Genomic DNA, 22,670 nt, shown 5'->3' with positions numbered 1-22,670 from the left:
CAGCCATGGCCGAGCAGTACGACGTCATCATCGTGGGATCGGGAGCAGGTGGCGGCACGCTCGCCCACCGGCTCGCGCCGTCGGGACGGCGGATCCTGATGCTGGAGCGGGGCGACTGGCTCCCGCGCGAGGCCGAGAACTGGGACGCCGAGGCCGTGTTCGTCGACAACCGTTACGTCTCGCCGGAGCAGTGGTACGACGGCGACGGCAAGCCGTTCCAGCCGCAGGTGCACTACTTCGTCGGCGGCGCGACCAAGTTCTACGGCGCGGCGCTGTACCGGCTGCGCGAGCGCGACTTCGCCGAGCTCAAGCACCACGGCGGAATCTCGCCGGCCTGGCCGATCGCGTACGACGTGATGGAGCCTTACTACACCCAGGCCGAACAGCTCTACCAGGTCCACGGCGCCCGTGGCGAGGATCCGACCGACCCGCCCGCGTCGGCGCCGTACCCGTATCCGCCGGTCTCGCACGAGCCGCGGATCCAGAAGCTGTTCGACGACATGGCCGCGGTCGGGCTGCACCCCTTCCACGCGCCGTGCGGGGTGATGCTCGACGAGAGCCGGCCCGCGTTCAGCGCGTGCATCCGGTGCGCGACCTGCGACGGGTTCCCGTGCCTGGTCCACGCGAAGTCGGACGCGGACGTCATCGCCGTCCGGCCCGCGATCGAGCACGACAACGTGACGCTGCTGCGGAACACGCTCGTACGGCGCCTCGAGACCGACGCCACCGGCCGCACCGTGACGGCGGTCGTGGCCGAAGTGGACGGCGAGGAGCAACGGTTCGCCGGGGACATCGTCGTCCTGTCGGCCGGTGCGGTGAACTCGGCCAAGATCCTGCTCGCGAGTGCGAACGACCGGCATCCGCACGGGCTCGCCAACGGGTCCGACCAGGTCGGGCGCAACTTCATCTTCCACAACAGCCGTGCCTTCCTGGCGATCTCGACCGAGAAGAACGACACCCGCTTCCAGAAGACGCTCGGGATGAACGACTACTACTTCGGCGACGCCGACTTCGACTACCCGATGGGCAACCTGCAGATGGTGGGCAAGTCGTCGGCACCGATGTACCGCGGTGAGAAGCCGGTCGAGACCCTGCTGGCGCCGACGTTCGCGCTGCGCGACGTCGCCGAGCACGCTGTCGACTTCTGGCTGTCGACCGAGGACCTGCCGGATCCGGACAACCGGGTGACGCTCGACCGGGACGGCAACGTGGTGCTGGCGCACACGCCGAACAACGGCGAGCCGATGGAACAGTTGTACAAGCGGGTCAAGAAGAACCTGGGCAAGCTGGGCATGCACCCGCACCACCTGATCCCGCGCAGCATCTACATGAAGAACGACATCCCGGTCGCGGGCTGCGCACACCAGGCCGGCACCGTCCGGTTCGGGCACGATGCGGCGACCTCGGCGCTGGACAGCGACTGCAAGGCGCACGAGCTCGACAACCTCTACGTCGTCGACACCAGCTTCTTCCCGAGCATCGGCGCGGTGAACCCGGCGCTGACCGCGATGGCGAACGCGCTCCGGGTCGGTGACCACTTGCTGGAGCGGCTTGGTTAGGCCTCAGCGTGGCATACCGATCTCGGCCATGATCTCGACCGCCTCCCCACGCGAGGAGGCGCCGAGCTTGCGGTAGAGCGACTGCGCCTGCGACTTGACGGTGTGCCGCGAGATGTACAGCTGCTCGGCGATCTGCGGGAACGACAGGTGGGTCGGCAGCAAGCGGACCAGTCGCAGTTCGGCCGTCGTCAGCGAGGACATCCCGGCGGCAGCGGCCACGGTGATCTGGTCGACGCGGGTGCGCAGTCGCCCGACGGCCGCCGGCAGGATGCCGAGGTCGGGCCGGCGGCGCAGGATGGTGTGGGCCTGTTCGAGGACGGCATCCGCGCCGGCCGGGTCGACGAGGGCCATGTAGGTCCGGGCGAGTTCGAGCAGGGTCTGGACCGACACACTCGGGAGCGCGTAGGTCAGCAGCGGCCGGAGCTCGGCGGCACGGCGGACGAACTGGCGCGACTCGCGCATCTCACCGCGGCGGGCGGCAGCGTGCGCGGCGACCGCGTAGACCAGGGCACTGGTCCAGTAGGCCTGGAGGTGCCCGGTGTCGACGAGCTCGACGGCGCGCTTGATCATCGCGTCGGCCGCGGCCGGCTCGTCCCGCTCGGCCGCGATCAGGGACTGCTCGGCCAGGACCAGGGCCGCGAGCGGAGTGATGCCGAAGCCGGTCGCTACGTCGTACGCGTGGTTGAACCCGGCGTCGGCGCGCTCGAGGTCGCCCTCGAGCAACCAGGACATCGCCTCCGAATGCAGCATCGTCGCGCGGAACGGGCTGGCCGGACTGAGCCCGTCGAGGGCCAGGGCGCTGTCCGTACGCATCGCCTCGGGTCCCTGCCGGCAGAGGTTGGCCCGCAGGTACGCCAGGGTCGCCGCGACGGTGGTGCCGTCCGGCAAGGTGTCGGTGACCGGGAGACTCTCGGCGACGCCGACCCAGCGCTCAGCCTCGCGCGGCCTGCCGAGCAGGGCGAAGATCAACGCGCCGTGCGCCGCGATCGCGGCGTGGTGCGGGACCCGCGGGCGGCCGTCGAGGAGTTCCATCCAGCCGCGCACAGTGTCGACCCGGCCGCTGGCCCAGACCGGTTGCATGAGTTCCAGGACGAGCCGCGCGACCCGTTCGGTGTCGCCGGCCGCGTCGGCGTGATCGATGGCGGCTTCGGCCATCCCGTTCGCCTCGTACCAGTCGGCGGCACGGGCATGGAGCTCGCCGCCGAGGTCGGAATCGCCACGCCGGAGCTCGGCCTGCAGGAAATCGCGCAGCAGATGGTGATACCGGTACCACTCGCCGCGCCGGTCGAGGGGGACGACCAGCAGGTTGTGGCGTTCGAGATCCTCGAGCATCCGGGCCGACTGCTTCCCGCCGACGACGGCATCGCACAGCGGTCCGCTCATCCGGTCGAGGATCGACGTACGGACGAGGAAGTCCGCCTGGGCGGGGGAGAGCCGCGCCAGCAGCTCGGACCGCAGGTAGTCGTCGACCAGGCGGTCGTCGCCGCTGAAGCTGAAGCCGGTCGCCGGCGAGCCGGACTGGATCGCCAGCGCGGCCAGATAGAGACCGGCCGGCCAGCCCTCGGTACGCCGGACCAGCTCGTCGACCTCGGCGGCGGACACCTCGGCGTCGGCCAGACGCAGCAGCGCGGCCGCTTCGGGCCCGTCCATCGCGAGATTGTCGACGCCGATCTCGAGGATCCGGCGGTCGACCCGCAGCCGGGACAGGGGGATCGGCACGGCATCCCGCGACGCGACGGCGAGCTGCCAGCCGGCCGGTACCCGGAACGCGAACTCGGCGATCGACGTCGAGCAGTCGGAGCTGGTGATCTCCTCGACGTGGTCGAGCACGACCAGCACCGGCGAGCGCAACCCGCTGATCGACTCGACCAGCCGGGGTACGACGTCGACGCCGCCACCGGACGCGGCCAGCACGGTACGCGCGTCCGCGCCCACCGGCTCGATCTGGTCGAGGGCGTCGAGGATGCCCGTCCACAGGGCGACCGGGTCGTTGTCGGAGCGTTCGCACGACACCCAGGCCACCCGCGACCCGAACCGCTCGATCCATTGGGCCAGCACAGTCGTCTTGCCGTAGCCGGGTGGCGCCACCACGGCGACCACCGGCTCGTGCGATTCCATCAAGCGATCGATAACTGCGGTCCGTGGAACCAGGCGCTCACGCCCACCACGGACTCCTGACCCCACGCTGTGGCCCCCAGGGGTCACTGTCGGTGGTGCAACGGGAACGGAGGCTGCATCCGAACCTGTGTCCGGCCCCTGCACGCCGCCGAGGATACGCCAGCTCGGTGAACGCGGGATGGATTCCGCGCGGATCTCGACGTCAGTTCGGGATCCAGGGCTTGCGCCAACCGCCGTACCCGGCCGGTACTTCGTCGGCCGCGGCCGGCCCCCAGGTCCCGGGCTGGTAGGTGTGGATCGGCGTCGGTGCGTCGAGCAGCGGTTGCATCACCCGCCACTGTTCCTCGACGGCGTCCTGGCGCGTGAACCGGGTGCTCTGCCCGGTCATCGCCGCGCGCAGCAGCACCTCGTACGGCGTGGGCCCCTCGCCGCCCTCGGCCGCGAACTCCATGTCGAGCTCGATCGGCGCGATCCGGGCGGTGTCCGTCCGGTGCGCGTCCACCCGGATCTGGACCCCGGTCGATGGATCGAGCTTGATCACCAGCTGGTTCGGCTCGGCGATGTGCCCGCGGGGCCCGAAGCCCAGCCGCGGCGGCCGTTTGAAGACCAGCCGGAGCTCGGTCTGGGTCACCGGCAGCCGTTTCCCGGTGCGGATGAAGAACGGAACACCGGCCCAGCGCCAGTTCTCGATGTCGAGCCGGAGCGCGGCGTACGTCGCGGTGGTGGAACCCTTCGCGACCCCGTCGATGGCGAGGTAGCCGTCGTACTGGCCGCGGACGTAGTGGGCCGGATCGGCCTCCTCGACCGCGCGGAACAGGGCGACCTGCGAGTCCTTCAGCGTGGTCGGATCGCCGCGTGACGGGGGTTCCATCGCGGCCGCCGCGACCACCTGCATCAGGTGGTTGACGACCACGTCGCGCAGCGCGCCGACCGGGTCGTAGAAGTGGCCGCGGTCCTCGACGCCGAAGTCCTCCGCCATGGTGATCTGGACACAGTCCAGATAATTGCGGCTCCACAACGGCTCGAGGATGGCGTTCGCGAACCGCAGATACAGGATCTCCTCCAGCCCCATCTTCCCGAGGTAGTGGTCGATCCGGTACAGCTGCGACTCGTCGACGTACTGGTGCAGCTCGTCGGCCAGGTCGCGAGCCGACTGCTGGTCGTGGCCGAACGGCTTCTCGACCACGACCCGGGCGCCGGTGGTCAGCCCGGCCTCGGACAGCCCCTGCACCACCCGGCCGAACAGGAAGGGCGGGATCTCGAGATAGAAGACCGGCGTCTTGGCACCCTTGATCGCCTGGCCGACACGCTCGTACACGGACGCGTCGGTGAAGTCGCCACCGACGTACGAGAGCCGGTCCGCGAAGCTGTCGAAGACGGCCTTGTCGATGGTGACGCCGGTGCCCTCGATCGACGTCCTGGCCCGGTCGACCAACTGCTCGAGGGTCCAGTCGTCGGCCGCCACCCCGACGATCGGGCAGTCGAGCAGACCGCGCGCCTCCAGTTGGTACAGCGAGCGGAACGTCATCACCTTGGCCAGATCACCGGTGATCCCGAAGATCACCAGGACGTCCGCGGCCGGTGCCTGTGAGCCCGTCGGCGTCAGTGTCATGCCGGCCTCCTTCGATGCCGGGAGATCAACCTGCGGTCACAGGTCAGCCTCGTCCGCCGGCCGGCCGCACGGCATCACCCCGAACGGGTGATTCGGGCGTCCCGCGCCGGTCGTGAAGGTGGCGGGGGACGGCGCCGGTGGGTCAGTTCACCGTCCGGCGACGCCTGCGGGGAGCGGCCTCGTCGGGCGTCTCGGTCGGCTCGGACGCCGCCTGGAGGTCGTGGTAGGCCTTGCGGGTGTGCTCGGTGTGCTCGCGCATGATCTGGGCCGACTTGTCCTCGTCGCCCTCGCTGATCGCCTTCACCAGGCGGCTGTGCTCCCGCCACGAGGCGGCGCCGCGGACCGGGGCGACCGGGGTGTAGTACCACCGGACGCGGCGATCCACCTGGGCCGCGAAGTCGACCAGGAAGCGGTTGCCGGACATCTCCGTGATCAGGCTGTGCAGCTCGCCGTTCGTCCGCACCGTGGCGTCGATGTCGCCGGCCTCCTGGCACGCCGTGCCGACCTTGCAGAGCTCGCGGAGCTTGGCCACGTCCTCCTTGCTCGCGTGCCGGGCCGCGAGCCGCGCGGACTCCGACTCCAGCGCCGCGCGGGCCGCGAGCAACTGGTCGACCTCGTCCTCGGCGGGCACGTGCACCATCGCGCCGAATCCCGGCCGCAGGTCCACCCAGCCCTCGTTGTTGAGCCGCTGCAGGGCCTCGCGCACCGGCTGCCGGGAGACGCCCAGCAGCCCGGCCAGCTCGACCTCCACGAGGTGCCGGCCGCGCTCGAGCGTGCCGTCGATGATCATCTCGGTCAGGGCCTCGTAGACGGACTCGCGCAACGGCGTCGGCCGCTTGACGTGCCGCACCCCGGCCGGTTCCGCTCCCGCACTGATGGTGGTCATGAGGTCCTTCCCGCTACTGACACTGGAGACAGCATGGCACTTGGTAGACAGTCTACCAAGTGCCATGACCGGACAGAGTGTTTTCGCGCCTGGTCAGGCGGCCGACTCGTCGGCGCGCTGCTGGTCGTCCTCGCCGGTCAGGCGAGCGAGCTCGGCATCCAGGTCCACGGGGTTGTTCAGCTCGTGCTGCAGCTCCGGGGCATCCGGGAACTGCGGGCGAGCCGCCAGAGCGCCGAACCTACGGGTGAAGATCATTTCAGTCCTTCCTTGAATTCTGGCTTCTGTATACATTCAACCAGGCGTACTGACCGGTTATGCCCGCGTCTCACGTGATCCCGGTTACGGAGGACGTGATCCCGCTTACACACGGCTCGAGTAGCTGTGCGCGCCGGCGGTGATCGCGAGCTTGAGGTTCGGGGCCATCGCGATCCGCTCGGCGGTCAGATACGCCGGCCAGAACACACACTCCCGAGCAATGCGCCCGGCGTGAAGTCGATCGACTTCGGAGTCGGTGCGGTCTGGCCGCCCGGGTAGCGGTCGATGGTGGGGATGTCGTCGCCTGCGTACGACGTCGGGTAGCCGCCGGGCGGGTCGTCGTACAGGACACGGAGAAGCTTCGCCATGCTGTGGAATCTCCTTGGTATGAAGGGACTTCCACAGTCGCGGCGTCACGGTCCGACGGTCAAAGACTTGCTCGCTATGTCGAGATAGCCGGAACCCATCAGATGCACGTCGAGCAATTGGTCGAGCGCGGTGTGGACACCGGCCTGCCGGGCGACGTCGAGCAACGCACGGGCCAGCACTGGCTCCGGACTGCGTGCCGCGATCACCAGACCGACCCGCGGGCCGTGGGCCGGACTCTTCAGCGGTACGACGCGCATCCCGTCGGGCACTCCGAACATGTGCAGCCAGGCGTGCGAGATCACGGTCGACCAGTGGTTGCCGTGCAGGTGGCTGTAGAGACCGGAGACGGTGTCGCTCTCGATCGACGGTGTGGCGGTGACGCCGTCGTCGGTGAAGTAGCCGTTCATGATCCGCCGGTTGCGCATGTCGGGGGAGAGCAGGCAGAGCGGCAGTGCGGCGACCTGGGCCCAGGTTGCCACCGGCAACTCCGCCAGCTCGGAGTGCTTCGGGGTGAGGAGCAGGTACCGCTCCTCGTACAGCGGGGTCTTCCGGACCTGGCCGAGCGTGTCGTCGTCCAGGTAGGTCATCGCCACGTCGAGATCGAACTCGGCTAGCTTCTGGGTGATGTCCCGCGACGACAGCGACTCGAGGGTGACCCGGGCATTGGTGTGCCGCTCGCAGAACGGGGTGGTGAGCAGCGAGACGACGGGCATCGCGGTCGGGATCGCGCCGAGCCGGAGTGTGCCGGTCAGGCCGCCGCGCAGCATCGAGAGCTCGTGCCGGAGCGCGTCCTGCTCGGCCAGGATCCGCTGCGCCCAGAGCAACACCCGTTCGCCCTCGGGGGTGAGCCCCTCGAACCGGCGGCCGCGACGAACGATCGGTACGTCGAGCTCCTGCTCGAGCTTGCGGATCGCGGCGGACAACGACGGCTGGGACACGTAGCAGGCATCCGCGGCCCGGGCGAAGTGCTTCTCCCGGGCGAGGGCGACGAGGTACTCCAGCTGGCGGAGCAGCATCAGCGACCTCGCGATGGTGTGCAGTCGTCTGTATACATAAACCAACTGTAGTGAGGACCGGCGGGACCCCGGAAGGTCTCGGATCCCTCGGTCGTGTCGTGTGAGGTGGATCACACGCGCCGGGTGTCTGTCCGCGGCCGGCCCGATCGACGGAGGAGCAGAGAGACTCGTCGACAAGGAGCTGTGATGGACAAGGTTGTCTCGAAGGACGGCACCGAGATCGCGTACGACGTGAGCGGCCGCGGACCCGGTCTGGTGCTGATCGCCGGTGCGTTCACCGATCGGTCGTTCTACACCCAGTACGCCGAGGAGCTGTCGTCCGCGTTCACGGTGGTCAACTACGACCGGCGTGGGCGCGGTGACTCCGGCGACACGACGCCGTACGCCGTGGAGCGGGAATGGGAGGACCTGGAGGCGGTGCGCTCGGCCACCGACGCGCGGTTCGCCTGTGCGTTCTCGTCCGGGGTGATGGTGCTGCTGCAGGCCGAGCTGCCGTTCGAGAAGCTGGCGATCGTGGAGCCGCCGTTCCGGGTCGAGGGCGCGCCGCCGGCACCCGAGCGGTACCTCGAGCGGCTCCAGGAGTTCGTCGACGCCGGCAACCCCGGTGGGGCGGCCGAGCTGTTCATGGTCGAGGCCGTGGGGCAGCCGAAGGAGGTGGTCGAGCAGATCCGGCAGACGCCGATGTGGGCCGGCCTGGAGGCGATGGCCCACACCCTCGTGTACGACGGGCTGCAGATGCGGGACAGCGCCGTACCGGTGGAGCTGCTGCGGGCGACCTCGGAGGACACCTTGGCACTGTTCAGCAACGCCAGTCCGGAGTGGCTGAAGGACTCGGTCCGGCAGGCTGCGGCCGCGCTGCCGAACGGGACGGTCCAGGGGCACGACGGGACGTTCCACACGATCCCGGCCGACACGCTGGCGCGCGTACTGAAGGGCTATTTCCTCAGTGCGTGAACCGGATGCCGCCTGCGGTCCAGTACACGCTTGAGCGGCTGCTCGACCCCGTAGTGCATGGAGGCGGCGAGACCCACCATGGCGATCATCGTGGCGGCGACCAGGAGGACGTGGTTCACCTGGTCGCCGAGCCGCTCGAAGATGATGAAGCCGATGTGCGCGTGCACCAGGTACAGCGGGTAGGTGAGGGCGCCGAGAACCGCGAACCACGGCCTGCCGAGCCGCTGGGTCAGCTTGAGGGCGACCGCCAGCATGATCGCGAAGATGACCACGATGATCGCGACGACGGCCGGCCGGTGGATCTCGGTGTGGTAGCGCAGGCCGACCCGGTCCGCGAAGCCGATGCCGCGGTAGACCGCGTTCCCGAGCGAGATCGCCACGATCAGGAGAGTCTGTGGACTCGCGCCGTACCGGTGGATCAGGCCGAGCGCCATCCCGGCGATGAAGTAGTGGGAGAACTGGGTGTTCAGCACCAGATCGGTTGCGTGCGGCAACAGTCCGGCCTGGAAGGCGAAGGTCGCGGCCAGCCAGGCCCAGAGGAAGATCGTGACCCGGCGGCGGGTGATGCCGATCCAGGTCAGGACCAGGATCATCGCGTAGAACCGGACCTCGGCCCACAGCGTCCAGTAGACGACATCGACGTTCTGGATGTTGGGCAGCGAGTTGAACATCGTCAGGTTGGCCAGGTACTGCGGCAGCGAGACGGGGAACCGTCCACGGCTGAGGCTGACGGACACGATGGTCGTGAGCGTGACGGCGATCCAGTACACCGGGTAGAGCCGGACGGCCCGCGAGATCAGGAACGAGCGCGGGCTGCGGTCCCAGGCGCTGAGCAGCACGACGAACCCGCTGATCGTGAAGAACAGATCGACGCCGAGGTAGCCGTACCGCGCGACCACGTCGGCGTGTGGGAAGTGCAGCGTGGAGAGTCCGCCGGCGTACGCGGAGAACAGGTAGTGGTACGCCATTACCGAGACAGCGGCGACGATCCGCAGCAGATCGATCTCGTGAAGCCGGGCTGATCGGGTTGGTTCCACGGCTCCACTAGATCGCACGTGGGCGGGACGATCGTCAGTCCACGGCCTGATCCGGGGTGCGACCTGTGGATGACGTCAGGCGCGCACCGATTCGGGGTGCTCGGCAACCAAATGGTTGTACGCAGCAATGATCTCGGCGGGCACCTCGACGTGGTCGATGAAGTTCTTCCCCCGCGGCCCGTAGCCCTCGGGGTCGTTCCGCAGCCGCCTGATCTCACCGAGCACGAGCGATCGGAACCGCTCGCGACTCCAGATCTCTGTCTGACCTGGACCCGCGCTCACCTGCCCAGGCCCGACCCACGGGATCAGCGGCGCGTGGCTGATCAGGTCCGTGCCGGGCAGATCGGCGAACGAGCGCTCGAAGCATGCGTGCGTACGGCGTTGCATGGTCGGATCCTGAATCAGCAGCAGTGTCTGCGGCTCGTCGATCATCCGGCGGGTGAACTCCGCGTTCTCACCACAGTTGGTGGACCGATCCTCGACCAGGATCGCCGCCGGCGGGACGTCGTACCCGATCAGCAGGTCGCGGAAGACATGCGACTCCGGCCGGCTGCGCGTCTCGACGTCCAGCCCGCGTCGGTGGACGGCCGCTTCGAGATGGTCGGTCGAGTGGCCGATCCCACCGCTCACCAGGATGCGCGGCGCAACGCCCTCGTGGTGCAGGCCCGCCGCGACCTCGACCGACTCGAGGACGGCCGAGCCCATCAGCACGATCACGTCGACCGGTCGCTCGATCGGATCGCGACGCGCCAGGTACCGCGCGATCAGCGCCTCGACGCGGTCCTCTGACATCAGTTCGGTAGGCGCATCGGCATCAAGATGTACGCCGAGTCCGCAGACCGACTGTCGTCGGGGGAGCGGAGGCCGGTGAGATTCGCCGGCTTCGTCGGCTGGGTGAAGGCGAAGTGCGCGATCGGCGCACCCAGCGAGGCGAGCCCGTCGAGCAGGTAGCCCGCGTTGAATCCGGCCACCACCGGCTCGCCGGTGAGTGTCGCCTCGACCGACTCCGACGCCTGCGCCTCCTCGCCGTTCCCGGCGTCCAGCGTCGCCGCACCGTCCGCGAAGGTGATCCGGACCGGCGCCGTCCGCTCGGCCACCAGCGCGACCCGTTTGACCGCCTCGACGAGCGTCGCCGTGTCCACGGTCACCGTGCTGACGAGCGCGCTCTCCGCCGGGATCAGGCTGCGGACCTTCGGGAAGTCGCCGTCGATCAGTCGGCTCGTCGCCCGCCGGCCGCCACCCTCGAACCCGATCAACCCGTCCCCTGTGCGGGTTGAACCGAGCGCGAGAGTGAGTTCCTGGTGGGCCATCGCCTTGGCCACGTCGGCGAGCAGCTTCGCCGGGATCAGTGCGTTCGCCTCGCCGTCCGGATCGACCGGCTCCCACGGGAACGTCCGTACGGCGAGGCGGTAGCGGTCGGTCGCGAGCAGAGAGACGGTCGCCCCGCGGATCTCCACCCGGATCCCGGTGAACACCGGCAGCGTGTCGTCCCGCCCGGCGGCACTCACCACCTGCATGACAGCCCGGGCGAACACGTCCCCGTCGACCACACCACTCGCCGCGGGCACTTCGGGCAGCGCCGGATACTCGTCCAGGGGCAGGGTGTGCAGCACGAATCGGGAGCTCCCGCTCGTCACCTGCACCCGCGCCGCGTCGCCGCTCAGGTCCACCGAGTCCCGCGGCATGCTGCGGCAGATGTCCGACAACAGCCGCCCCGACACCAGGAACCGCCCGTCGTCCGCGACCTCCGCCGGCACACTCACCTGCGCAGAGCTCTCGTAGTCGAACCCGGACAACGTCACCTGACCGTCCGCCGCGTCGACCACCATCCCGGCCAGGATCGGCACACTCGGCCGGCTGGGCAGCCCCTTCGCCACCCATCCAACCGCTTCGGCCAGCACCTCACGACCAACCCGAACCTTCATCCGCACTCCTCCCCAACGAGAACCTCGACTCAATCACCCCCCACCGACAATTCCGAAGCTGATCCGGGTCACCTGGTTCGCCTGGCCCCGGCTCAACACGACTGCGGACGCAGCCCCGGGTACGACGTGTCCTGGATTGTCGGCGGCCTTCGCCAGAAGCTCCGGCCAGCGACGGCAGTGCGTCGCCATGCTTCCGGCCCGCACGACCCGGCCACGCACCCACTGCCCATCACGAGCCACGTCCCCCGGCACATCAAGCAACACCAGATGGAGAGGCAGTCCGGACCTCTTCGCCCGCCAACCGAGCAGCTGCCGGACCCAGGGCCGGGTAGCGCAGTCATGCACCACCAGCGGGCCTCCGCCCGTCCGCATCGCCTTCCGCACGAGGGCGTAGTACGTGAGATGCAGCAACGGACGCCACCAGGCGTACGGCAGGACTCGGAGGAACGGCATCCAGCGCGCCCGCAGCCGTTCGGAGTCGTACACGCGGACGCCGCCGTACTCACCGCCCACGGGATAGAGCCGCCGGAGCAGCGTGGTCTTGCCGGCGCCCGGGATCCCGGCGAGCACCACCACGGCGTCCGGCGGGTACTGCAACACGGTGGGTCGGCGCAGCTCTGGTCGTGTGGTCTCGGGTCGTTTTCTCTCGGCGGTCGGCAGGGCCGTCATCGTCTCGTCCTCTCGTCGGGACTTTCGTTCCTCAACGCAGGTGAGACGCAGCCCGTTCCGCGATCGAGTCGCGGAACGGCTAAGAAGTCCTTAGGAATTAGCTGAGAGCGGGGCCTTGCTCTCAGGGGCGGTGTGCTCCTTCGGGCCTGGAACGGGGAGCACATACGTGATCACGAAGGCCACCGCGACAGCCACCACGACTTGCGGCGTCACCGACACGCCATCGGCGCCGAGCAACAGGGTGGCCAACAGCGTGGCGGTCAGCGGCAGCCGCAGCATCGCGGCGCACATGGCTCCGATGCCCATACCGATCGCCGGTGCCAGACTCATGCCGGGCAAGTCCGCCGCGAGGACACCCAGCACCGCACCGGTGAACATGGCGGGGAAGACCGGTCCGCCACGGAACGCGCTGAGCGAGAGCCCGTACGCCAAGGTCTTGCAGACAGCGAGCAGGATCAGTACGCCGACCGAGTAGTCCGCGGCGTCCTCGACCAGTTCGGGCAGCGCCTCCTGGCCGGAGAACAACACCTGGGTGAAGCTGTTGTCGGAGACCACCTGGTAGACCATCGCCGTCAGGCCGATGGCCAGGCCGAGAGCCGCCGTCACCAGCACCCGGTTCAGATGAACGATCGGACGCAGCGACAGCCCAATCCAGCGGATCGCCCAGCCCAGGAGGGCACCGGCCGCGCCCATGGGCAGCGCCCAGGCCATCGTGGCCAGGGTCGGATCCACCGCCGGCGGCACCGTGGTGAGGGCCAGCGAGAAGCTGCCGAGTCCCGTCCAGTTGTCCAGACCGACGAAGACCAGAGCGCCGACGCCGGAGGCCAGCAACCCTGGCAACGCCACGAGGCTGAGCGTCGCACCCCCGATCCCGGCGGCCTCCATGATCAGGAAGGCGCCGAGCACAGGGGAACCGAGCAGCGTACTGATCGCCGCGAAGCTGCCGGCCGACGCCATAATCGTCAGCGCCATCGGCGGCGCGTCCTTCTTGACCAGGTGCACGGTCAGCGCCGCGAGCCCACCACCGATGGCAATGAGAGGAGCCTCCGGCCCGAGGACTGCGCCGAGTCCGAGCGTGGCCAGCGCGGCCAGGATGATGCCGGGGAGGTCCCGGTCGGCCGACGGACCTCCGCCGGTCTTGAACCCGAAGGCGGGCGAATGGCCCGCGTTGCCCGGCAGGTACCGGATGGTCGCTCCGACCAGCAGCCCGCACAGCACCAGCCAGGGCACCGGCCACCACGCGGGCGAGCCTCCGGTGAAGAGATCCTGCGGAAGATCGTCGAACAGGTACTCCTGGATCGCGCTGACCAGCGCCAGGAACCCGTACGCGATAGCCGAGATCGGAATGCCCAGCAGCGCGGCCAGCAGCAGCGCCGACAGATACTGCTTCGACCTGATGACCGCATGCGGATCCATCTGCGCCGGCCCGGACGGTGGTGCGTGCGTCGTCACGATGAGACTCCCCTCAGGTGCGCCTCCACCATCAGGTCACGAGTCCCCGCCCGCATCGTCCCGCCCGGATGATCGCCACCAACAGACGTCCCCGGCCATCAAAGAGCGCGCCCGGCAGGATTCGAACCTGCGACCAACGGATTAGAAGTCCGACGCTCTATCCAGCTGAGCTACGGGCGCGTGGCAGGGACGAGTCTCTCAGATGGGCGGGTGATCGCGCCTCCGGGTTCCCGGGTATGTCGTCGCGGGGAGCGTCGTACGGCGGGAAAAATACAGGCTTGTCGTTCCATCCCGGTAACGCTGAGTGGGTGGTTCTGACACCCGGTCTGCTCCCCAACTAGGCTTCGGGCATGAGTTACCCCTCACCAGGCCCGGCCGGCTCGCCGCAACCCGCGGCGGGGTCGGCGTACTCGCCCGGCGGACCGTACCCGCAGCCGAACGTGCGCGGGACCCACCCGATCCCCGGGCAGCGGCGCAACCAGGGCATCCTGATCGGCATCGTGATCGCGGTGGTCTTCGCGATCGCGGGCCTGGTGATCTTCGGCATCGTGGCCAAGTCGACCGGCGCGGGCGGCTTCACCTGGGGGCTGGTGTTCGCGTTCGTCCCCGTCATCCCGGTGATCGCGCTGTATCTGTGGCTGGACCGTTACGAGCCGGAGCCGACCAAGTACATTCTGTTCGCGCTCTGCTGGGGTGCGTTCATCGCCACCCTGGCCGCGATCTTCATCAACACCGAGGTGTCGCACCGGCTGGCCGAGACCGGCGTCGGTGGCGACCGGTCGGCCGTGTTCGTCGCGCCGCCGGTGGAGGAGTTCGCCAAGGGGTCCGTGATCCTGCTGCTGGCGCTGGTCCGGCGGAAGGAGTTCGACGGCATCATCGACGGGCTCGTGTACGCCGGGATGGTGGGCGTCGGGTTCGCCTTCACCGAGAACATCCTCTACTACGGACGCATCTTCAACACGCTGTCCGAGGAGTCCGGGAGCGACGCCGGCCTGCGGGGCGCGTTCGTACTGTTCGTCATCCGCGGACTGATCTCGCCGTTCGCCCATCCACTCTTCACGTCGTTCACCGCCATCGGAATCGGTGTGGCCATACGGCATCGAAGTACGGCGGTCCGTTTCCTCGCCCCGGTCGTCGGGTACTTGGCCGCAGTACTGGCCCACGGACTCTGGAACGGTGGCGCCAGCTGGGCCGGGGGAGGGGGCTTCATCACCGTCTACCTGTTCCTGATGGTGCCGATCTTCATCGGCATGGTCGTGTTCGCCCTGGTGATGCGGTCCCGGGAGGGACAGATGATCGCGTCCCGGCTGTACGACTATGTGCGGTTCGGCTGGCTGGTCCCCCAGGACGTACCCCTGATCGCGACGCTGCGCGGACGCAAGGCGCTGCGGCAGAACGCGAAGCGATACGGGCCCCAGGCCGAGGCGGCCGCGAAGGCCTTCCAGCAGAACGCGACCGAACTGGCGTACCTGCGGGACAAGATCGTCCGCCAGGTGATCGGGCCGGACGCGCTGGAGACCGAGAAGCAGCTGCTCGACGAGCTGCGGGAGCGGCGGCCGAGCGTGCCGTTCCCCCCGATGCCGGCGTTCGCTCAGGCGGCGCCGCAGTTCCAGAGTGTCCCCGGCGGCCCGATGCCCGGAGGTCCGATGCCCGGCGGTCCGATGCCGGGCGGTCCTGTGCCCGGCGGTCCTGTGCCGGGTGGGCCGCCTGGTCCCGGTGGTCAGCCGGCGGGCGGTCAGCTGCCCGGCGGTCAGGCGCCGGGTGGGTCCGGGAGCGGGCCGTACGCCGGTGCGGGGCCGGCCGGATACCCGCGTCCGCAGGATAGTTATCCACAGCCTCAGCCGGGGTATCCCTCGGGTCAACCCGGCTACCCAGCGGGCCAGCCCGGTTACCCACCGGGACCCCCTGCTCAGCAAGGACCGCCGGGGGGATACGGTCCGTATCCACCATCGCAGTGACTGCCACCCGTCCACGCCGCCAAACGGGAACACGATGACTTTGCTTCTGCGCTGTCCGACCGGGCACTCTGTGCTCGTGGGCGGACGCCGTGGCTGACATCAGGTCAGCAGCTGGTGAAGGTTCGGAGCCGCGGGTTCCGAGCCAGGATCAGCCTGCCCAGGAGCTGGCCAACCTGATCGCCCAGTCCAGCGCGCAGTCCGATGCCAAAGGCAAAGGCTTCTGGCGCCGCCGCCGCCGCAAGAACCCCCAACCAGCCACCAGTACGACGGACGCCGAGGGCACCCCGGTTCCCGCCGCGGGTACGCCGGTTCACGAGGACACCGCGGAGCCCGCGAGTACGCCGCCCGCCGCCACCTCACCCGAAGCCGACGGCCAGGCGACCACATCCGCCGAAGCCACGGCCGCTGCAGCCACGCCCGCCCCCGCGGAGAAGCCGAGCCCCGAAGCCGACGCGCCCGAGTCCGAGGCGGCCGACCCCCAAGCGGCCCCCACCCCCGAGGCCAGGGCCGGCGACGACGCCAAGCCCGCCTCAGGAGACGAGCCAACCGCCGCCTCCACCGACGTGCCGGCCCGGGACGAGGCCGAGTCAACCCCCGAGGTAACCAACAAGGCCACGTCCGACGCGTCTGACGAAACGCCGTCCGACGCGGCTGATGCGACGCAGGCCGACGCAGCCGAGGCCACGCAGGCCGATGCTGTCGCAGCTGCGGCCGGGACCGCCGGGGCAGCGGCCGCGCCAGCGCGCCCGACTGTCGGTGTCGTGTACGAGCCGGACGAGTCTCCGGACGGGTTTCCGCTCGACTACGGCAACATCATCGTCGGCCTCCCCAAACAAGCCGGGAAGTCAGACGCCCAGCCCGCAGCCGACGCCTCCACCACCGACGCCACAGACGGAGCTCCGGCCGCGGCTGACGCGGGTGTAGACGGTGATTTCACCGACGAGCCCGCCGGGGTCGGGGCGGGCGAGTCGGCAGGAGACACCGAGCCGACCGCTGAGACTGCTTCCGAGCCGTCGACTGAGGCGGCGACCGAGCCGGCTGAGGATGCGCCCGCCGAGCAGGGCGAGGTCGACTACGAGGTAGACGGCAACAAGACACCAGCCGCCGAGACCGACGAACACGCCGCCGACGCCGGCTCCGAAGGCTCAGATCAGCCCGCGACCGAGCAGGACGGGTCCGGGCAGGACGGCGCCGTGCAGCCCGGTGAGGCTGCGGAGGCTGGATCTGCTGGAACGGGTGAGCCCGCCGCCGAGCAGGCCGGGGATGCTGAGCTGGTCAACGACCAGGCTGAGGCTGACGAGTCCGCCGACGCTGCAGCGGATGAGTCTGCTGGAGAGGCTGAGCCCGCCGGCGAGCAGGCCGGGGATGCTGAGCAGGTCAACGACCAGGCTGAGGCTGACGAGTCCGGCGACGCTGCGGCGGATGAGTCTGCTGAAGAGGCTGAGCCCGCCGGCGAGCAGGCTGATGATGCGTCGGCTGAGCACGGTGGAGCTGACGAGGCTGCCTCGAAGAAGCGTGGGAAGAAGGGCCGGGCCGCTAAGGCTGGCGAGGGCGGCGAGGCGGACGGCGAGAGCGCGCCGGCTGCTGAGGGTGAGGCGGCTGGCTCGGAGGAAGGCGCTACAGGCGCCACCTCTGAGGGCTCGGACGAGCCCGCCGCCGAGCAGACCGAGGGTGGAGCCGGCGAGGGTGGCTCCGAGGCTGACGGCGAGAGTGGGCCGACTGCTGAGGCCGAGGAGAGTGCGTCGGAGGATGGTGCTGCCGAGGCTGCCTCCGAGGGCTCGGATGAGTCGGTCGGCGAGCAGGCCGAGGGTGGGGCTGGCGAGGCAGGCTCAGAGGACGGACCGGCTGCTTCTGGCGCTGCGGGCCGCGCACCAGCTGAGGCTGAAGGTGGGACCACGGAGGGTGCCTCGGGTGCGGAGGCTGACCGTGGAGCCGCGCGGGACGCCTCCGGTGCGGAGGCCGGCGAGGGGGCTGGGGCGGGTGGCCCGGCTGCTGATCCTGAGGAGGACGCAGTTGAGGAGCTGACTGCGGAGGAGTTGGCTGAGCGGTTGGCGGCTGAGCAGGCTGCTATGGCTTTGATTACGGCGTTGATGAAGTTGCGGGGGGCGTTGGCGAGTAGTCAACTGCCGTTGGATGTGGTGGGGGCTGACGAGGCTCGGCAGCAGCAGAAGACGATGCTGGATCAGCTGGATGACTACCTGCTGCCGCGGTTGGTGCAGTTGGAGGCGCCGGTGCTCGCGGTGGTCGGTGGGTCGACCGGTGCGGGGAAGTCGACGCTGGTGAACACCGTCATCGGGAAGGTGGTCAGCGAGCCGGGTGTGCTGCGGCCGACGACGCGGTCGCCGGTGTTGATCCATCACCCGGACGACGCGGACTGGTTCGTCGGTGATCGGGTCCTGCCGGACATGGCGCGGACGAGCTCCGACAGACCGGGCGGCATGGAGGATGCGGGTCAGCTGCGGTTGGTTGCCGCTGACACCGTTCCGCGCGGCCTCGCGATCCTGGACGCGCCGGACATCGACTCTGTCGTCGAGGCGAACCGTGATCTCGCCACCCAGCTGCTCGGCGCGGCCGATCTCTGGCTGTTCGTCACCACCGCCGCCCGGTACTCCGATGCTGTCCCGTGGGACTTCCTGCAGAGCGCCTCGGACCGCAGTACAGCGGTCGCCGTCGTCCTGGACCGCGCTCCCGGCGAGACCATCGACGACATCACCGGACACCTGGCGCAGATGTTGCTCGAGCGCGGCCTGGGTGACTCGCCGTTGTTCTCGATCCAGGAGACGGTTGTCGACAGCAACGGAATGCTGCCGGCCGAGACCGTTGCCTCGATCAAGGACTGGCTGGAAGACCTGGCCGCCGACGCGGAGGCCCGGTCGGCTGTCGTCCGCCGCACTCTGCAGGGCGCGGTCAGCGCGATGGTGAAGAAGACGGCGCCGTTCGCGACCGCGGTCCGGGCCCAGTCGGACACTGCCATCGAGCTGCGGTCGGTCGCCGAGTCGGCGTACGACCAGGCTGTGCAGGACCTCGCCAAGGCGGCCCAGGACGGAACGATGCTGCGTGGCGAGGTGCTGGCCCGCTGGCAGGAGTTCGTCGGCACTGGTGAGCTTCTGAAGGGCCTGCAGACCAACGCCGGCCGCTTGCGCGACAAGGTCAAGAGCTCGCTCGGCAACAAGCCCGCGGAGACACGGGACGTCAACGACGCGATCGAGTCCGGCCTGGAGTCGCTGCTGCGGGAGCATGCCGCGGAGGCGGCCGAGCGGGCCGAGAAGGCCTGGCAGGCGAGCGCTGCCGGACGCCAACTGCTCGTCGTCGGCGGCCCCGAGCTCGGCGCGATGTCCGAGGAGTTCCCGGCCGCTGCGGGTCGGGCCGTCCACAAGTGGCGGGCCTACGTGCTCGACCTGGTCCGCAAGGAAGGCGCCGACAAGCGTTCGACCGCCCGCATCCTCGAGTACGGCGTGAACGGGCTGGGTCTCTCGCTGATGGTGGCGACCTTCGCCAGCGGAGCCGGGATCCCGAAGGCAGCCGAGGCCAGCGCGGGGATCGGTAGTGCGGTCGTCGCGCAGAAGCTCCTGGAGGCGGTCTTCGGCGACACGGCCGTACAGACCCTGGTCGAGAAGGCGCGTGAAGACCTTGACGGTAAGGTTCATGCCCTGATGGATGCCGAATTCGCCCGCTATCTGGCTGTCCTTGACCAGCATCCGGTCGATCCCGAGACGGCCAGGCAACTGACGGAGGCCGCGCGCGCGGTGGAGGACTGCACGTGACGGAAACGGTGGATACGATCGAGACCCCGGTCCGGGGTGCGACCGACGTCCTGAAGAAGATCGATGCCATCGAGGCGGCCGCGAAGGCCGGCCAGGGCCGGTTGGATCCGGTGGTGCTCACCGAGGCCACGCAGATCGTTGACCGGTCCGGGCAGCGCCTGCGGATGTCCGGCGAGCTGACGGTGGTCGCGCTGGCCGGTGCGACCGGCTCGGGCAAGTCGTCGCTGTTCAACACGATGACCGGGCTCGACCTGGCCGCGATCGGCACGCGTCGCCCGACCAGCTCGATGCCGCTCGCCTGTGTGTGGGGCGAGGAGCCGGCCGGCGAAGTGCTGAACTGGCTGGGCATCCCGCGCCGGCACCAGGTGCAACATCGCAGCTCCCTCGAGGAAGCACAGTCCGAGGATCTGGATGGTCTGGTCCTGCTGGATCTTCCCGACCATGACTCGACCGAGGTCGAGCACCGCCTGATCGTCGACCGGCTCGTGGAGCTGGTCGACATGCTCGTGTGGGTGGTGGATCCGCAGAAGTACGCCGATGCCGCGCTGCACAACCGGTACATCAAACCGTTCGCCTCGCATTCCGGGGTGATGGTGTTCGCGCTGAACCACATCGACAAGCTGACGCCGGACCAGCGGAAGAGCTGCGTCAACGACCTCGACCGGCTGCTCAAGTCGGACGGCCTGAAGTCGCCGACGGTCGTCGCGACCTCCGCGGTCAGTGGCGACGGTCTGGACGAGCTGCGTTCCCTGCTGGTCAAGCGGGTCAGCAACAAGCGCTCCGCCCGCGAACGCCTCGCCGCTGATGTCGACCGGGTATCGGACCGGATGGCGAGCCAGTGCGGCACCGCCAAGACGCCGGAGATCGCCCAGAGCGACATCACCGAGCTCGTCGACGCACTGTCCGACGCGAGCGGTCTGTCCGTCGTGGTCGATGCCGTACGGCGTTCGTACCTTCAGCGGGCTCGGGCGGCGACGGGATGGCCGTTGACCAAGTGGCTCGGACGGTTCCGTCCGGATCCGTTGCGGCGGCTGCACGTCGACCAGGTCTCGCGTCAGCAGGGCAAGGCGTTGCGCAAGTCCGCGTCCAACGAGGTCGCGATCGCCCGGTCTTCGTTGCCTGCGGCAACTCCAGTACAGCGGGCCCGGATGGACAGCGCCGTACGCAACATCACCACCAAGGCCGCGGAGGGTCTGTCTCGTCCGTGGGCGGACTCGGTGCGCTCGGCGATTCGTCGCCGGGAGGAGTCGCTCGGCGACGAGCTCGACCAGGCAGTCGCGCGGACCGACCTTGGCGCGTCCAACAACCCTGGCTGGTGGGGCGCTGCTCGGTTCGTCCAGTGGGTGCTGTTCCTGATCACGCTGGGCGGTGGCATCTGGCTGGCCGCGCTGCTGGTGGCTCGGATCGCCGGCCTGGACGACCCGCCGCTGCCGGAGTGGAACGGGATCCCCTACGCGTGGATCATGCTGGTCGGTGGTGCCGTCCTCGGACTCGCGGTCTCGTTCGCCTGCCGTCTCTTCGCGACCAACGGCGCCGCTCGTCGCTCGCGGCTGGTGGCCAAGGCGCTCCGTGAAGAGCTCGAAAAGGTTGCCGACAGCCACGTTGTGGCGCCGGCCCGCGAAGAGCTCGAGGCCTACACCACCTGCCGCGACAACCTCGCCATCGCTCGCGACTGACAGCAAGCCCATCGCACGACTGCCGGTGCGCGCTCGCGTGGTCGTGCGGTAGGCAGGCGCGACCCCGCGTCGTTCGGGCGCGCCTGCCTGGTGGGTCAGACTTCGGTGCCCGGGGCGAACTGGGCCATGGAGATCTTGGCGGCTTCGGCGAGGTCCTCTTCGGAGGTCGTGCCCGAGGAACGGACGGCTTCGATCCACGCGCGGACCGACTGCTCGCTGAACTTGATGACCTCGGGGGTCTCGGCCAGCTCGACCGGGTTGTTGTCCTCGGGCAGATCGCCGGAGACGTAGAGCGCGAGCGCGAGGATGCCGCCGTCCCAGCCCGGCCCGACCCAGAGCGCGCCGGAACCGCCGGGAGCCGGTGCCTCGCCCATCCAGTGCTCGAGCTCGAGCTCGGTCGACGCGCCGGAGCCCGGCAGCAAACGGAGCTCCAACAGGCTGGTGGGGCCGCCGAAGGTGACCTTGAAACGTTCGGGCGGCTCGCATTCGAGGATTTCTCCGCCGGCGTTGTCCTGGAGCTGGAAGGTGCCGCCGACCTTGAAGTCGCCGGTGACCGGCCAGAACCAGCGGCGCATCCGCTCGGGATCCGTCAGCGCGTCCCACAGCTCCTCCGGCGCGGCCTGGTACGTGCGGCGCATCCGCACGGTCACCGTCTCCCCGGTGCGGCTGACCTCGCGCTGGACCGCGTTGATGTGCTCGAGGATGTCGATCACGGGTGGTTCCCTCTCTCGCTCGGCTGGAGTGCAGCCCACAATGCCAGGCAGGGCTTATATAAGTCAATACTGAGATAGTCATGCCGCGGCCGATTCCGGTGCCGGGCTCTCGGCGGTCAGGGGGAGCGGGGTCGCGGAGTACTCATCGGCTGGATACGGCGAGGCGGACGTCTCCGCCAGATGAGCCGAAGGGACGGATGCCAGGGCCGCACCGGAGCGAGGCGCCGCCTTGGTGAAGGTCGTCGTACCGCGGGTCAGGTCGTGGCCGATGGAGAAGGCCTCGAGGACGACCCGGCTGTGGGACTCGCCGGCCTCGTCGGTCCACTCGTGGGTGCGCAGCCGGCCGGTGACGATCACCGGTTGACCGACACGCACCGATTCGAAGGCGTTCTGGGCCAGGCCGCGCCAGCACTCGACGCTGAACCAGGTCGTCGGTTTGTCGACGTACGTATTGAGGACGCGGTCGAACTGGCGTGGGGTCGAACCCATCCGGAACGTCGCGTGCGGCACCTGCCCGATCTCCTTGAAATCCGGGTCGCTGCCGACCCAGCCCAGCACCGTCACATAGGTCTCGCCGAGGCTCATGATGGCCACCTTCCGTGTGATCGCGATTCCGCTGTCACCCGAGAAGATGCACGTCTCGCGGCCCGCCCTGCCGGGTGTCTTCGGATCTGTGGACAACGGCCGGTTGGGATCAGCCACCCCCG

General features: G+C 69.3%; 18 protein-coding genes and 1 tRNA gene. 5 read left to right on the top strand and 14 right to left on the bottom strand.

Annotated features, from left to right (window positions below):
- Window positions 1–5 precede the first annotated feature (5 nt).
- Window positions 6–1,559, top strand: coding sequence for a GMC family oxidoreductase (locus ACZ6O0_RS38270; protein ID WP_465769967.1), 1,554 nt, complete (start codon window positions 6–8; stop codon window positions 1,557–1,559).
- 3 nt (window positions 1,560–1,562) lie between these two features.
- On the opposite strand, the gene ACZ6O0_RS38265 is transcribed toward ACZ6O0_RS38270, so the two are convergent.
- From ACZ6O0_RS38265 to ACZ6O0_RS38240, 6 genes are all read right to left on the bottom strand, one after another.
- A complete protein-coding gene (locus ACZ6O0_RS38265; protein ID WP_465769966.1) occupies window positions 1,563–3,677 on the bottom strand; it encodes a winged helix-turn-helix domain-containing protein in 2,115 nt (704 codons plus the stop codon).
- A 202-nt stretch (window positions 3,678–3,879) separates the two neighbouring features.
- On the bottom strand, window positions 3,880–5,289 hold the full coding sequence (gene zwf, locus ACZ6O0_RS38260) for a glucose-6-phosphate dehydrogenase (RefSeq protein WP_465769965.1): 1,410 nt from the start codon (window positions 5,287–5,289) through the stop codon (window positions 3,880–3,882).
- A 142-nt stretch (window positions 5,290–5,431) separates the two neighbouring features.
- Window positions 5,432–6,175 (bottom strand): GntR family transcriptional regulator, encoded by a 744-nt coding sequence (locus tag ACZ6O0_RS38255; RefSeq protein WP_465769964.1) that lies wholly within the window; start codon window positions 6,173–6,175, stop codon window positions 5,432–5,434.
- 93 nt (window positions 6,176–6,268) lie between these two features.
- Window positions 6,269–6,430, bottom strand: a complete 162-nt coding sequence (locus ACZ6O0_RS38250) for a hypothetical protein (protein ID WP_465769963.1) — start codon at window positions 6,428–6,430, stop codon at window positions 6,269–6,271.
- Window positions 6,431–6,615: 185 nt separating this feature from the next.
- Window positions 6,616–6,798, bottom strand: a complete 183-nt coding sequence (locus ACZ6O0_RS38245) for a hypothetical protein (protein WP_465769962.1) — start codon at window positions 6,796–6,798, stop codon at window positions 6,616–6,618.
- Window positions 6,799–6,843: 45 nt separating this feature from the next.
- The gene (locus ACZ6O0_RS38240) at window positions 6,844–7,815 is read right to left on the bottom strand and encodes a LysR family transcriptional regulator (RefSeq protein ID WP_465769961.1); all 972 of its coding nucleotides are present in this window, start codon (window positions 7,813–7,815) and stop codon (window positions 6,844–6,846) included.
- A 186-nt stretch (window positions 7,816–8,001) separates the two neighbouring features.
- On the opposite strand from ACZ6O0_RS38240, the gene ACZ6O0_RS38235 reads away from it, so the two are divergent.
- On the top strand, window positions 8,002–8,769 hold the full coding sequence (locus ACZ6O0_RS38235; protein ID WP_465769960.1) for an alpha/beta fold hydrolase: 768 nt from the start codon (window positions 8,002–8,004) through the stop codon (window positions 8,767–8,769).
- Here ACZ6O0_RS38235 and ACZ6O0_RS38230 read toward each other — a convergent pair.
- The 6 genes from ACZ6O0_RS38230 to ACZ6O0_RS38205 form a co-directional block, all read right to left on the bottom strand.
- The gene (locus tag ACZ6O0_RS38230; protein WP_465769959.1) at window positions 8,751–9,806 is read right to left on the bottom strand and encodes an acyltransferase family protein; all 1,056 of its coding nucleotides are present in this window, start codon (window positions 9,804–9,806) and stop codon (window positions 8,751–8,753) included. The two genes, ACZ6O0_RS38235 and ACZ6O0_RS38230, sit on opposite strands and share 19 nt — an antisense overlap.
- 75 nt (window positions 9,807–9,881) lie before the next feature.
- Window positions 9,882–10,598, bottom strand: coding sequence for a YdcF family protein (locus ACZ6O0_RS38225; RefSeq protein WP_465769958.1), 717 nt, complete (start codon window positions 10,596–10,598; stop codon window positions 9,882–9,884).
- The gene (gene dnaN, locus ACZ6O0_RS38220; RefSeq protein WP_465769957.1) at window positions 10,598–11,731 is read right to left on the bottom strand and encodes a DNA polymerase III subunit beta; all 1,134 of its coding nucleotides are present in this window, start codon (window positions 11,729–11,731) and stop codon (window positions 10,598–10,600) included. Before dnaN ends, ACZ6O0_RS38225 begins: the two co-directional genes overlap by 1 nt.
- Before the next feature lie 33 nt (window positions 11,732–11,764).
- Entirely contained in the window at window positions 11,765–12,400 is a 636-nt protein-coding gene (locus tag ACZ6O0_RS38215; RefSeq protein WP_465769956.1) for an AAA family ATPase, read from the bottom strand.
- A gap of 90 nt (window positions 12,401–12,490) precedes the next feature.
- On the bottom strand, window positions 12,491–13,852 hold the full coding sequence (locus ACZ6O0_RS38210; RefSeq protein WP_465769955.1) for a chloride channel protein: 1,362 nt from the start codon (window positions 13,850–13,852) through the stop codon (window positions 12,491–12,493).
- A gap of 106 nt (window positions 13,853–13,958) precedes the next feature.
- Window positions 13,959–14,032 (bottom strand) — tRNA-Arg (locus ACZ6O0_RS38205).
- 170 nt (window positions 14,033–14,202) lie between these two features.
- On the opposite strand from ACZ6O0_RS38205, the gene ACZ6O0_RS38200 reads away from it, so the two are divergent.
- The 3 genes from ACZ6O0_RS38200 to ACZ6O0_RS38190 all read left to right on the top strand — a co-directional run bounded on the left by ACZ6O0_RS38200 (window position 14,203) and on the right by ACZ6O0_RS38190 (window position 21,250).
- Window positions 14,203–15,810 carry a PrsW family intramembrane metalloprotease gene (locus ACZ6O0_RS38200; RefSeq protein WP_465769954.1) on the top strand — a complete coding sequence of 536 codons (1,608 nt, stop codon included), beginning with the start codon at window positions 14,203–14,205 and terminating at the stop codon, window positions 15,808–15,810.
- Window positions 15,811–15,899: 89 nt separating this feature from the next.
- Complete coding sequence (locus ACZ6O0_RS38195; protein ID WP_465769953.1) at window positions 15,900–19,574, top strand: dynamin family protein; 3,675 nt, start codon at window positions 15,900–15,902, stop codon at window positions 19,572–19,574.
- On the top strand, window positions 19,571–21,250 hold the full coding sequence (locus ACZ6O0_RS38190) for a P-loop NTPase family protein (protein ID WP_465769952.1): 1,680 nt from the start codon (window positions 19,571–19,573) through the stop codon (window positions 21,248–21,250). Before ACZ6O0_RS38195 ends, ACZ6O0_RS38190 begins: the two co-directional genes overlap by 4 nt.
- 95 nt (window positions 21,251–21,345) lie before the next feature.
- Here the strand turns inward: ACZ6O0_RS38190 and ACZ6O0_RS38185 are convergent, their stop codons facing one another.
- Both ACZ6O0_RS38185 and ACZ6O0_RS38180 read right to left on the bottom strand, forming a co-directional pair.
- Entirely contained in the window at window positions 21,346–21,963 is a 618-nt protein-coding gene (locus ACZ6O0_RS38185) for an SRPBCC family protein (protein ID WP_465769951.1), read from the bottom strand.
- Window positions 21,964–22,041: 78 nt separating this feature from the next.
- Window positions 22,042–22,548, bottom strand: coding sequence for a single-stranded DNA-binding protein (locus tag ACZ6O0_RS38180; protein WP_465769950.1), 507 nt, complete (start codon window positions 22,546–22,548; stop codon window positions 22,042–22,044).
- Between the last annotated feature and the right edge of the window lie 122 nt (window positions 22,549–22,670).

The sequence above is a fragment of the Kribbella sp. NPDC048837 genome, from assembly GCF_055586945.1.
The sequence above is the reverse complement of the archived record's forward strand: the minus strand, read 5'-3'. Positions and strand labels throughout refer to the sequence as shown.